A 12,533-nucleotide genomic window follows, 5' to 3' on the forward strand; every position below is an offset into this window, starting at 1 on the left:
GTGGAGGCCGATACGGAGATGGGGAGCCCATGACGCAGGTGACGCAGGTGACCGACCACGGCGGGGGCGTCCACAGCATCGAGGTCCCCATCCCCGACAACCCGCTGGGCCACACCCTGGTCCACCTCGTCGACACCGACCGTGGGCCGGTCCTCATCGACACCGGCTGGGACGACCCGGCCTCCTGGGAGACCCTGGTCGCCGGGCTGACCGCCCTCGGCACCGCCGTCGCCGACATCCACGGCGTCGTCATCACCCACCACCATCCCGACCACCACGGTCTCTCCGGCCAGGTCCGCGAGGCGTCCGGGGCCTGGATCGCGATGCACGAGGCCGACACCGCGATCGTCCGGCGCACCAGGGAATCCGAGCCCGGCGCCTGGCTCGACTACCTCACCCGCAAGCTCGCCGCCGTCGGTGCGCCGGACGAACACCTCGCCCCGTTGCGCGCCGCCCGCAGCGGAGGGCGGCCGGGGACTTTGCCGGGCCTGCGCGCCGCCCTGCCCGACCGGGAGATCGTGCCCGGCGAGCTCCTCGATCTCGCCGGGCGGCGACTGCGAGCCGTCTGGACCCCCGGACACACCCCGGGGCACGTCTGCCTCCATCTGGAGGAGCGGCATCCGGCGGACCTGGCGGGGCACGGGCGGCTGTTCTCCGGGGACCACCTGCTGCCGGGGATCAGTCCGCACATCGGCCTGTACGAGGACCCCGACGACACGACGGTCACCGACCCCCTCGGCGACTACCTCGCCTCGCTGGAGCGGATCGGCCGCCTCGGGGTCGCCGAGGTGCTGCCCGCGCACCAGCACGCGTTCACCGACGCGGACGGGCGGGTGCGGGAACTGCTGGCCCACCACGAGGAACGGCTGACCGGCCTCCTCGCGCTGCTCGCCACGCCCCTGTCCCCGTGGCAGCTCGCGGAGCGGATGGAGTGGAACCGGCCCTGGGAACAGATCCCGCACGGCTCGCGGTCCATCGCCGTCTCCGAGGCCGAGTCCCATCTGCGGCGGCTCGTGAAGCTCGGCCGAGCGGAGGCCGTGCCGGGCGGGCCCCCGGTGACGTACACCGCCGTCTGACGTCGCCGTCCGATCACCACGGTCCGATCACCGCCGTCTGATCACCGCCGCGGCGCACGCCCCCGGCGACGTCCGCCGCCGTCCGGTCACCGCCGTGGCCCCGCCCCAGGCCACGCCCCCGGGCCCCGGCCGCGGACCGGTAGAGTGGGCAGGTCGTCATCATGCCCGTACAGGGGGAAGCCGGTACGCATCCGGCGCAGTGCCCCAGCCGTGACCCGTCCGCCCGACGGCAGCCGGACCGCCCGCCGCGGAGCGTGACCGGCTCGGGCCACCGGAACCCCGGTGGCCGGCACCGTCGAGGCATACGGGGCCGGAGCCCGGGGACCTCGTGTGCCCGGGGAGTCCGGCCCTCGCAGGAGAGGCCCAGCCAGCCATGACCGTACGCCGCAGCGCAGCCGCGCTCGCGACCACCGCCGTGCTCCTGGGCGCGGCCGCGCCTGTAGCGGTCGCCGCGCCGAGTCCCTCCCCGTCGGCGGAGCTGCCGGCCGGGCTCTACGGCACCACGGACCCCACGTACGACGGGGTGTGGCGGCAGTCGCTGGCCTTCCTCGCGCAGAAGATCGAGTACGTCACGCCGTCCACCGCCGCCGTCGACTGGCTGGTGGGCCAGCAGTGCGACAGCGGCGCGTTCACCTCGTACCGCGACGCCTCCAAGCCCTGTGACGCCTCCACGGTGATGGACACCAATGCCACCGCCGTCGCCGTGCAGGCCCTCGTCGAGATCAACCAGCGCCGCGACGACGCCAACAACGGGGCCGACTGGCTGAAGTCCGTACAGAACGAGGACGGCGGCTGGGGCTACAACCCCGGCAGCCCGAGCGACGCGAACTCCACGTCCATCGTGATCGGCGCGCTCGCCCGGACCGGCGTCCCGGTCGGCGAGCTGACCACCGCCGACGGCAGCACCCCGTACACCGCGCTCCAGTCCCTGGCCATCCCCTGCGGGGACGAGGACGGCGGCGCGTTCGCGTACCAGCCGGGCAAGAAGGGCGAGCTGACCGCCAACCTGGACGCCACCGCGGCCTCGGTGCTCGGCCTGATGGGCAAGGGCATCGCCTCCGGCACGTCCAACGCGGTGAAGGACCCCTCCTGCACGAAGGGCGACGACCTGAGCCCGGAGCAGACCGCCCAGAACGGCTCGTTCTTCCTCGCGGACACCTTGGAGAAGTCGCCGTACCTGGAGCAGGCCCCGATGCCGGGCGCCGAGGACACCGCGCCGCAGCCCGACTACGGCAACACCGCGGACGCGGTCGTCGCGCTCGCCGCCTCCGGGCACACGGACAAGGCCGAGGCCTCCGTCGCCTGGCTCCAGAAGAACGCCACCGACTGGGCGAAGCAGGGCGGCCCGGCCGCCACCGCACAGCTGATCCTCGCGGCGCACGCCACCGGCGCGGACGCCCGCAGCTTCGGCGGCGTCAACCTCGTCAAGCAGCTCAACACGATGGGCCCCGCCCCGGCCGCCACCGCCCTCCCCTCGCCCACGCCGACCGGCCCGCAGCCCTCCAGCGGCACCGACAGCGACGACAGCGGGCTGAGCCTGGGGTGGCTGATCGGCTTCGGTCTCGTCGCCGGGGCGGGCATCGGCTTCGTGCTGAGCATGCGCCGGAAGAAGCAGCAGCCGTGAGCCGTACGCCGGTCCCGGCACGACCGCGGAACCCCGCCGTCGCCCTGCTTCGAATCCCCGCCGTCGCCCGGCCGCGGAGCCCTCTCGTCGCGCTGCTGGCCGCCCTGGTCGCCGCCTCGGCCGTGCTCCTCGGCGCGGGCAGCGCCGAGGCCGCCGGTTACCGCTACTGGTCCTTCTGGGAGGGCAACGGCAAGAACTGGGAGTACGCCACCCAGGGGCCGTCGCTGCTGCGCCCGGACGACGGTGCGGTGCAGGGCTTCCGGTTCGCCGTGAGCGAGGACTCGGGCGATGCCGCGCAGCCGCGCCGCGCCCCCGACTTCGGGGCGATCTGCGCGGGCACCCCGGCGAAGGACGGGCAGAAGCGGGTGGCGCTGGTGATCGACCCCGGTACGGCGGCGGACGCCCCTGACGGGGAGAAGCCGCCCGCCCCGCGCACGGCGTGCGCGCGGGTCGCACCGGACGCCAGCAGCGCGGAGGCGCTCGCCGCGGTGGCGAAGCCGCTGCGGTACGACAGCAGCGCCATGCTCTGCGCGATCTCGGGCTACCCGAAGGCGGGCTGCGGCGAGCAGGTGTCCGGCGAGGACGGCAGCGCGAAGCCGTCCGCCCCCGCGGAGACGGGCGACGTGTCGACGCCCGCCGACGACTCGGGCGACGGGACCTCGGAGGGTGCCGACGGTCCGTCCGTCGGGCTCCTCGTCGGCCTCGCCGCCGTCCTGCTGCTGGGCGTCGCCGCCGTGATCCAGGCCCGCCGCCGCCGGTGACCGCCTCCCCCGCCCCGGCTCCGGCCCGGCTGCCGCACCGCACCCTGCGCGCCCCCGAGGCGGACCGCGGCAACGCGCTGCCCGCCGGGGCGTGGTGGCTGTGGGCGCTGGGTCTGGCCACCGCCGCGTCCCGGACGACGAACCCGCTGCTGCTCGGACTGCTGGTCGGGGTGGCGGGCTATGTGGTGGCGGCGCGGCGGACGGATGCGCCGTGGGCCCGCTCCTACGGCGCGTTCGTCAAGCTCGGGCTGGTCGTCGTGGTGATGCGGCTGCTCTTCTCCGTCTTCCTCGGGTCGTCGATCCCCGGCTCTCACACGGTGTTCGTCCTCCCCGAGCTCCCGCTGCCCGACTGGGCGCAGGGCGTGCGGATCGGCGGCCGGGTCACCGCCGAGCAACTGGTCTTCTCGCTGTACCAGGGGATGAAGCTGGCCGCGCTGCTGATCTGCGTCGGTGCGGCGAACGCGCTGGCCAACCCGGCGCGGCTGCTGAAGTCGCTGCCGGGTGCGCTGTACGAGGCGGGGGTCGCCGTCGTGGTCGCGATGACGTTCGCGCCGAACATGGTGGCCGACGTGGTCCGGCTGCGCACCGCGCGCCGGCTGCGGGGGCGGCCGACCGGAGGTGTGCGGGCCGTGGCGCAGATCGGGCTGCCGGTGCTGGAGGGGGCGCTGGAGCGGTCGGTGGCGGTGGCCGCGTCGATGGACGCGCGCGGGTACGGGCGTACGGCGCAGGTCCCGGCCGCCGTCCGGCACACCACCAACGTCCTCACCCTCGGCGGGTTGCTCGGGGTGTGCGCCGGCACGTACGGGTTGCTGGCCGCGCAGGGGGCGGTGTACGGGCTGCCTTTGCTGCTGGCCGGTCTGGTCATCGCGATGGCCGGGCTGCGGCTCGGCGGGCGGCGCTCGGTGCGCACCCGGTACCGGCCGGACCGGTGGGGCGTTCGGGCGTGGCTGGTGGCGTCATCGGGCGCGGCGGTCGCGGCGGCGATGATCTGGGCGGGCGCGGTGGACCCGGACGCGATGCGCCCGGGTGTCGTACCGCTGGTCGCGCCGGTGCTGCCGCTGTGGCCCGCCGCGGCGGTGCTGATCGGGCTGCTGCCCGCACTGGTGGCCCCCGTGCCGCCGTCCTCGCACGGGACCGGGAAGCCATCCGCGCACGGGACCGGGAAGCCGTCCACGCACGGGGCCGGGAAGCCATCCGCGCACGGGGCCGGGAAACAGGCTCGTATCGGCAAGGAGCAGGCGTGATCAGGTTCGAGCGGGTCTCCGTGCGGTACGAGGGCACGGAGCACCCCACGCTGTCCGACGTCGATCTCACGGTCCCCGAGGGTGAACTCGTCCTGCTCGTCGGCCCCTCCGGTGTCGGCAAGTCGACTCTGCTGGGTACGGTCTCCGGGCTCGTCCCGCACTTCACGGGCGGGCTGCTCTCGGGGCGGGTCACGGTGGGCGGCCGCGACACCCGTACACACAAGCCCCGCGAACTGGCCGATCTGGTCGGCACGGTGGGCCAGGACCCGTTGGCCCACTTCGTCACGGACACCGTCGAGGACGAGCTCGCGTACGGCATGGAGTCGCTGGGGCTCGCCCCCGACGTGATGCGCCGCCGGGTAGAGGAGACGCTCGATCTGCTGGGCCTGGCCGAGCTGCGCGACCGGCCGATCGCGACCCTGTCGGGCGGCCAGCAGCAGCGGGTGGCGATCGGTTCGGTACTCACCCCGCACCCGCGGGTGCTGGTGCTGGACGAGCCGACCTCCGCGCTGGACCCGGCGGCGGCCGAGGAGGTCCTCGCGGTGCTCCAGCGGCTGGTGCACGACCTGGGCACGACCGTGCTGATGGCCGAGCACCGGCTGGAGCGCGTGGTGCAGTACGCGGACCAGGTCGTCCTGCTGCCCGCCCCGGGTGCCGCCCCCGTGATGGGGCCGCCCGCCGAGATCATGAAGGTGTCGCCGGTACGGCCGCCGGTGGCCGAGCTGGGACTGCTCGCGGGCTGGGACCCGCTGCCCCTGTCGGTACGGGACGCCCGGCGCGGGGCGGGCGGGCTGCGGGAGCGGCTGGCGGCGGCGTCGCCGCCCGTGCCCCCGGGGGCGCCGTCCGGTCGGTCCGTCGCGCCCCCGCCCGTGGCGCGTGTCCCCCGGCCCGGCCGGTTGGCCCGGCTCCTGGGGCGTTCGGCCGACGCCCCGGCTGCCCCGGTCGCCGATCCGGTCACCCGGGTCGACGGGCTCGGGGTGCGGCGCGGCCGGGTCGAGGCGCTGCGACGGGTGACGCTCACCGTGGCCCCGGGCGAGACGGTGGCCCTGATGGGCCGCAACGGGGCCGGCAAGTCCACGCTGCTCGGCGCGCTCGTCGGCATGATCGAGCCGGCGTCGGGCACTGTGCGCGTCGGCGGCCTGGCCCCGGCCCGGACGGACCCGCGGGCGATGGTGCGCCGGGTCGGCCTCGTACCGCAGGAGCCGCGCGATCTGCTGTACGCGGACACGGTGGCCGCCGAGTGCGCCGCCGCCGACCGGGACGCGGGCGCGGCGGAGGGCTCCTGCCGGGCGCTGGTGTCGGAGCTGCTGCCGGGCGTCGGGGACGACACCCACCCCCGGGACCTCTCCGAGGGCCAGCGGCTCGCCCTGGCCCTGGCGCTGGTGCTGACGGGCCGGCCGCCGCTGTTGCTGCTGGACGAGCCGACGCGCGGACTGGACTACGCGGCGAAGGCCCGGCTCGTCGGGGTGCTGCGCGGCCTGGCGGCCGAGGGGCACGCGATCGTCCTGGCGACCCACGACGTGGAGCTGGCGGCGGAGCTGGCGCACCGGGTGGTGATCCTCGCCGAGGGGGAGGTCGTCGCGGACGGCCCGACCGGACAGGTGGTGGTCTCCTCCCCCGCGTTCGCCCCGCAGACGGCGAAGATCCTGGCCCCGCAGGAGTGGCTGACCGTGTCCCAGGTGCGCGGCGCGCTGGAGGCGGGCGTATGAGCGGGAAGGAGGCCGTCGTCCGGGAGCGGGCGGCCCGGCCGGTGCGGCTCGGGGCGAAGTCGGTCGCCGTGCTGCTGCTCACCAGCGCCGTCGGCGTCGTCGCCTTCGGGTGGCCGTTGCTGGCGGACACCGGGTCCGGGCTCGCGCACGCGCAGGACGCGCCGTGGCTGTTCGCGGCGCTGCTGCCGCTGCTCGTCGCGGTGGTGGTGGCGACGATCTCCGAGTCCGGCATGGACGCGAAGGCCGTCGCGATGCTCGGGGTGCTGGCGGCGGTCGGGGCGGCGCTGCGCCCGCTCGGCGCCGGGACGGCGGGCCTGGAGCCGATGTTCTTCCTGATGGTGCTGAGCGGGCGGGTGCTGGGTCCGGGGTTCGGTTTCGTCCTCGGTTCGGTGACCATGTTCGCCTCGGCGCTTCTGACGGGCGGGGTCGGGCCGTGGATGCCGTTCCAGATGCTGTCGATGGGCTGGTTCACGATGGGCGCGGGCCTGCTGCCGGGGCCCGACCGGCTGCGCGGGCGGGCGGAGCTGGCGATGCTCGCGGTGTACGGCTGCGTTGCGGCGTTCGCGTACGGCGTGGTGATGAACCTCCAGGGCTGGCCGCTCATCACGGGGATCAGTTCGGGGATCTCGTTCGACGGGGACGACCCGCTGCACGAGAACCTGGTGCGCTTCCTCGCGTACTACGTCACGACCTCGCTGGGCTGGGACCTGGGGCGGGCGACGCTGACCGTGGTACTGACGGTCGCGCTCGGCCCGACGCTGCTCAGGGCGCTGCGCCGGGCCACCCGCCGCGCCGCGTTCGACGCGGGGGCCGTGTTCGGGGAGCCGGAGGAGCCCGAGAGGCAGCCCCGGAAGCAGCCGGGGAAGCAGTCCGAGGGGACGGCCCCGGGCTCACCGTGAAGTGCCGTCACGGGGTCACAGCCGTTGGATGATCGTGCCCGTCGCCAGGGCCCCTCCCGCGCACATCGTGATGAGCGCGAACTCCTTGTCGCGGCGTTCCAGCTCGTGCAGGGCCGTGGTGATCAGCCGGGCGCCCGTCGCTCCGACCGGGTGGCCCAGCGCGATCGCGCCGCCGTTGACGTTGACCTTCTCCAGGCCGTCGAGGTCCGCCTCGAACTCCTGCGCCCAGCTCAGCACCACCGACGCGAACGCCTCGTTGATCTCGACGAGGTCGATGTCCCGCAGCGTCATGCCCGCCTTGCCGAGCACCGCCCGGGTCGCGTCGATCGGGCCGTCCAGGTGGAAGTGCGGGTCGGAGCCGACGAGGGCCTGGGCCACGATCCGGGCCCGGGGCCTGAGCTTCAGGGCCCGGGCCATGCGCTTGGAGGACCACATGATCGCGCAGGCCCCGTCCGATATCTGCGAGGAGTTCCCGGCGGTGTGGATGGCGCTCGGCATGACGGCCTTGAGCCCCGCGAGCGCCTCCATCGAGGTGTCGCGCAGCCCCTCGTCCCGGTCGACGAGCCGCCACATGCCCTGGCCGGCCGCCTGCTCCTCCTCGGTGGTCGGGACCTGGACGGCGTACGTCTCGCGCTTGAAGCGCTCCTCCGCCCAGGCGGCGGCCGCCCGCTGCTGGGAGAGCAGCCCGAGCGCGTCGACCCGCTCCCGGGTCAGGCCGCGCTTTCGGGCGATGCGCTCGGCCGCCTCGAACTGGTTGGGCAGGTCGACGTTCCACTCGTCGGGCCAGGGCTTTCCCGGGCCGTGCTTGGAGCCGCTGCCCAGCGGCACCCGGGACATCGCCTCGACGCCGCAGCTGATGCCCACGTCGATGACCCCGGCGGCCACCATGTTGGCGACCATGTGGGAGGCCTGCTGCGAGGAGCCGCACTGGCAGTCGACGGTGGTGGCGGCGGTCTCGTACGGCAGCCCCACGGTCAGCCAGGCGTTGCGGGCCGGGTTCATGGACTGCTCGCCGGCGTGGGTGACGGTGCCGCCGACGATCTGTTCGACGCAGTCGGCCTGGATGCCGGTGCGCCCGAGAAGTTCTCGGTAGGTCTCGCCCAGCAGATAGGCGGGGTGCAGATTGGCGAGTGCGCCTCCGCGCCTGCCGATGGGAGTGCGTACGGCTTCGACGATGACGGGTTCCGCGGCCATGAGCTCGTCCTCTCCTCGCGCTTCCGCAGGGGGCGTCCCGGCGCCCGCGGAAGGAACTAGTACGCGTTCTAGTTCTGCTAGCAGTCTCGTGACGGCGACCCCGCTGCGCAAGGGGCGCGCACGCACCGCGCACGCGCCCCTCCGGCGGCTCGACGGACGGGCATCGCCCCCCGGGAGCAAGGGATCCGGCCGCGACTCTTGCCACTTGTAGAACTCGTTACTACCTTGCGGTCAACTTCTGATGGAGCGTCAGACAGTCGCGGCCGCCGGACGGTTCGCCGGCTGGTCTGGAGTGGAGAGGTGCCCATGCGCTGCCCCCATCTGCCCGACGGGTTCGACTTCACCGACCCCGACCTCCTCCAAGGCCGCGTGCCCCACCCGGAGTTCGCGATGATGCGGGAGACCGCGCCGGTCTGGTGGTGCACCCAGCCCCGCAACGTCTCCGGGTTCGGCGACGAGGGCTACTGGGCCGTCACCCGCCACGCGGACGTCAAGTACGTCTCCACGCACCCCGAGTTGTTCTCCTCGAACACCAACACCGCCGTCATCCGCTTCAACGAGACGATCAGCCGCGACCAGATCGACGTCCAGAAGCTGATCATGCTGAACATGGACCCGCCGGAGCACACCCGGGTCCGCCAGATCGTCCAGCGCGGCTTCACCCCGCGCGCGGTGCGCTCCCTGGAGGCGGCCCTGCGCTCCAGGGCCCGCTCCATCGTCGAGACGGCCCTGGCGTCCGCCGATGCCGACGGCTCCTTCGACTTCGTGACGAACATCGCGGTGGAGCTCCCGCTCCAGGCCATCGCCGAGCTCATCGGCGTACCGCAGGAGGACCGTTCGAAGATCTTCGACTGGTCCAACAAGATGGCCGCGTACGACGATCCGGAGTACGCGATCACCGAGGAGGTCGGCGCCGAGGCGGCGATGGAGATCGTGGCGTACTCGATGAACCTGGCGGCGGCCCGCAAGGAGTGCCCGGCCCAGGACATCGTGAGCCAGCTCGTCGCGGCCGAGGGCCAGGGGAACCTGTCCTCGGACGAGTTCGGGTTCTTCGTGATCCTGCTCGCGGTGGCCGGGAACGAGACGACCCGCAACGCGATCAGTCACGGCATGCACGCCTTCCTCACCCACCCCGAACAGTGGGAGCTCTACAAGCGGGAGCGCCCGAAGACCACGGCCGAGGAGATCGTGCGCTGGGCGACCCCGGTCGTCTCCTTCCAGCGGACCGCCACTCAGGACCTGGAGCTGGGCGGTCAGCGGATCAGGAAGGGCGAGCGGGTGGGACTGTTCTACTCCTCGGCCAACAACGACCCCGAGGTGTTCGACGGACCGGAGGCCTTCGACATCACCCGCGACCCCAACCCGCACCTCGGGTTCGGGGGCGGCGGCCCGCACTTCTGCCTGGGCAAGTCGCTGGCCGTGATGGAGATCGACCTGATCTTCAACGCCGTCGCCGACGTACTGCCCGACCTGCGGCTCCTGGAGGACCCGCGGCGGCTGCGTTCGGCCTGGCTCAACGGGATCAAACAGCTCCAGGTGACGACGGCCGCGGCCACCTGACACCGGCCGCACGGCGCTGTCCGGGTGGCGGGCGGCACCGGGCGGGCGGACCATGGAGGAACGCGGCGATCCATGTCGAAGGGGTGCCGGGACGCGTTCCAGCTGTCCCGGCACCCCTTCAGCTTGCGGCTCCTTCGGCCTGCCGCTACTTGCCGCCCACTCTTTCGGCGGGTTCGCGCTCGGGCACGAGGGCGGGTCCGGCGGATTCCGCGGATTCCGCGGATTCCGTGGATTCCGTGGATTCCGTGGATTCCGTGGATTCCGTGGATTCCGTGGATTCCGTGGATTCCGTGGATTCCGTGGATTCCGTGGAATCAGTGGCCTTGGAGGTTTCGGAAATTGTGGAGGTCTTGGAGGCCTCGGCCGCCGGTGGCTCCGCCGGTTCCGTCGTCGTCCCGGTCACCTGCTCCTGCCCGGTCACGAGCTGCCGCGGCCCCGACAGCAGATACGTCAGCCCGAAGCCCGACGCCACGACGAGTGCGCCGCCGGCCGCGTCGAGCACCCAGTGGTTGGCGGTGGCCACGATCGCGGCGATCGTGAAGAGCGGGTGCAGCAGGCCGAGCGCCTTCATCCACAGCTTCGGGGCCAGCATCACGATGACCACCCCGCACCACAGCGACCAGCCGAAGTGCAGCGACGGCATCGCCGCGTACTGGTTGGTGACGGTGGTCAGCGTCCCGTAGTCGGGCTTCGCGAAGTCCTGCACCCCGTGGACGGTGTCGATGAAGCCGAGGCCGGGCATGAGCCGGGGCGGGGCCAGGGGGTAGAGCCAGAAGCCGACGAGCGCGAGCAGCGTGGCGAAACCGATGGACGAGCGGACCCAGCGGTAGTCGGCGGGGCGGCGCGCGTACAGCACACCGAGGATCGTCAGCGGGACGATGAAGTGGAACGTGGAGTAGTAGTAGTCGAAGAACTCACGCAGCCAGGTGATCTGCACGACCGTGTGGTTGACCCAGTGCTCGATGTCGATGCGCAGCCACTGCTCGATGGCGTGGATCTGCCGGCCGTGCTCCTCGGCGAGCGGACGGCCCGCCCTGGCGGCGAGGCGGACCTGGGCGTAGGCGTCGTAGACGACCCGGATGAGCAGGAGTTCCAGCAGCAGGTTGGGGCGGGTGAGGACCCGGCGCCAGAACGGCAGGAGCGGCACGCGTCTCCAGCGCGCGGCGACCGGTTTCGCGTAGTCGGTGGGGACCGGGTGCTGCCAGTACGGCGAGGTGCGGGGCACGAACGGGGCGAGGCAGGCCGCGCCGAGCGCCACGAGGAGCAGCACGTTGTCGCGGACCGGGAAGAGCGCCTCGATGTTCGGCAGCAGCATCGTGCCCGGCAGGGTGACGGCCAGCAGCACCACGGACGGCCAGACCAGCCGGTCGGAGGCCCGCTTGCCGACCTTTCCGACGACCGCGAGGAGCACCCAGAGCAGTTGGTGCTGCCAGGCGGTCGGCGAGACGGCGACCACGACGCAACCGGTCACGGCCACCGCGAGGAGCAGCTGCCCGTCCTGCGCGTACCGCACCGCGCGCCGCACTCCGACGACCACGACGGCGGCGGAGAGCACGAGGAACAGGGCGATCTCCACGGGGCCTTCGAGACCGAGCCTGAGCAGCGCCCCGTGCAGGGACTGGTTGGCGAGGCTGTCCGGTCGCTCCCCCAGTCCGGCGCCCGCGAGGTGGTGCACCCAGTACGTCCATGAGTCCTGCGGCGACGCGGCCCAGGCGGCGGCCGTGGCGAGGGCGAAGGTCACGCCCGCGCTCAGCGAAGCTTGCCGTCTGCCGGTCAGCCAGAGCAGGGCGGCGAAGAGCAGCAGCACCGGCTGGAAGGCGGCGGCGAGACCGACGAGGACGCCCGCCGCTCGGTGCTCCCGGACGACGAACCAGGCCAGGAGCACCAGGAGGACCGGCAGGATGCTGGTCTGGCCCAGGTGCAGGGTGTTGCGGACGGGCAGGGACAGCATGAGCAGGCTGATCGCGACGGGGGCCGCGAGCAGGGCCGTCCGGCGCCCCACCGGTGAGGGCAGGGCCCGGGCCGCGACGATGCCGAGGGCGACGACGAGCAGCAGGGACCCGAACGTCCACGCCACGCCCAGGGCCTCCTGGGCCGACGCGGTGAGAGGTTTCAGGACCAGCCCGGCGAAGGGCGTGCCGGTGAACCGGCCGCTGTCGTACAGCGAGCCCGTCACGTGCAGGACGCCGTTCTCCCCGATCCAGGTCTCCAGATCGAGGAGTCGTTCCCCCGGTGGCTGCCGGAGCACCACCGCCACCTGCCGTACCGCCAGCGCGGCCACGACCAGCCAGAGCAGGGCCCGGATCAGCCCGGTCCCCCCTCCCGTGTCCGTCGCCGCGTCACCGCGCACACTGTGATCCGCATTCACCACGCTGCGCCGACCCTCCCACCGTTCCATGCATCTCCCCTTCGAGTGGGGCCATGCCGGATGAAGCCTCGCATTGCCCTACGAGGTAGACACAATCA

At 73.3% G+C, this 12,533-nt stretch carries 9 protein-coding genes; 7 read left to right on the top strand and 2 right to left on the bottom strand.

Annotated features, from left to right (window positions below):
* Positions 1-29 precede the first annotated feature (29 nt).
* The 6 genes from ACH4RG_RS13595 (at position 30) to ACH4RG_RS13620 (ending at position 7,313) form a co-directional block, all read left to right on the top strand.
* Positions 30-1,076 carry an MBL fold metallo-hydrolase gene (locus ACH4RG_RS13595; protein WP_398539516.1) on the top strand — a complete coding sequence of 349 codons (1,047 nt, stop codon included), beginning with the start codon at positions 30-32 and terminating at the stop codon, positions 1,074-1,076.
* A gap of 373 nt (positions 1,077-1,449) precedes the next feature.
* A complete protein-coding gene (locus ACH4RG_RS13600) occupies positions 1,450-2,700 on the top strand; it encodes a prenyltransferase/squalene oxidase repeat-containing protein (RefSeq protein ID WP_397916601.1) in 1,251 nt (416 codons plus the stop codon).
* A complete protein-coding gene (locus ACH4RG_RS13605; protein ID WP_397916602.1) occupies positions 2,697-3,461 on the top strand; it encodes an SCO2322 family protein in 765 nt (254 codons plus the stop codon). Before ACH4RG_RS13600 ends, ACH4RG_RS13605 begins: the two co-directional genes overlap by 4 nt.
* The gene (locus tag ACH4RG_RS13610) at positions 3,458-4,705 is read left to right on the top strand and encodes an energy-coupling factor transporter transmembrane component T (protein WP_398539517.1); all 1,248 of its coding nucleotides are present in this window, start codon (positions 3,458-3,460) and stop codon (positions 4,703-4,705) included. The genes ACH4RG_RS13605 and ACH4RG_RS13610 overlap by 4 nt, the downstream gene beginning before the upstream one ends.
* Positions 4,702-6,414: an ABC transporter ATP-binding protein gene (locus ACH4RG_RS13615; RefSeq protein ID WP_397916604.1), complete on the top strand. Its 1,713-nt coding sequence runs from the start codon at positions 4,702-4,704 to the stop codon at positions 6,412-6,414. The genes ACH4RG_RS13610 and ACH4RG_RS13615 overlap by 4 nt, the downstream gene beginning before the upstream one ends.
* A complete protein-coding gene (locus tag ACH4RG_RS13620; RefSeq protein ID WP_398539518.1) occupies positions 6,411-7,313 on the top strand; it encodes an ECF transporter S component in 903 nt (300 codons plus the stop codon). The genes ACH4RG_RS13615 and ACH4RG_RS13620 overlap by 4 nt, the downstream gene beginning before the upstream one ends.
* 15 nt (positions 7,314-7,328) lie before the next feature.
* Here ACH4RG_RS13620 and ACH4RG_RS13625 read toward each other — a convergent pair whose 3' ends face one another.
* The gene (locus tag ACH4RG_RS13625) at positions 7,329-8,507 is read right to left on the bottom strand and encodes a steroid 3-ketoacyl-CoA thiolase (protein WP_329358084.1); all 1,179 of its coding nucleotides are present in this window, start codon (positions 8,505-8,507) and stop codon (positions 7,329-7,331) included.
* 306 nt (positions 8,508-8,813) lie between these two features.
* On the opposite strand from ACH4RG_RS13625, the gene ACH4RG_RS13630 reads away from it, so the two are divergent.
* Positions 8,814-10,067, top strand: coding sequence for a cytochrome P450 (locus tag ACH4RG_RS13630; RefSeq protein ID WP_397932156.1), 1,254 nt, complete (start codon positions 8,814-8,816; stop codon positions 10,065-10,067).
* Between the two features lie 145 nt (positions 10,068-10,212).
* Here ACH4RG_RS13630 and ACH4RG_RS13635 read toward each other — a convergent pair whose 3' ends face one another.
* Positions 10,213-12,465 carry a bifunctional glycosyltransferase 87/phosphatase PAP2 family protein gene (locus ACH4RG_RS13635; protein ID WP_398539519.1) on the bottom strand — a complete coding sequence of 751 codons (2,253 nt, stop codon included), beginning with the start codon at positions 12,463-12,465 and terminating at the stop codon, positions 10,213-10,215.
* Positions 12,466-12,533: the final 68 nt, after the last annotated feature.

The organism is Streptomyces sp. NPDC021019, from assembly GCF_044333295.1.
GTDB lineage: Bacteria > Actinomycetota > Actinomycetes > Streptomycetales > Streptomycetaceae > Streptomyces.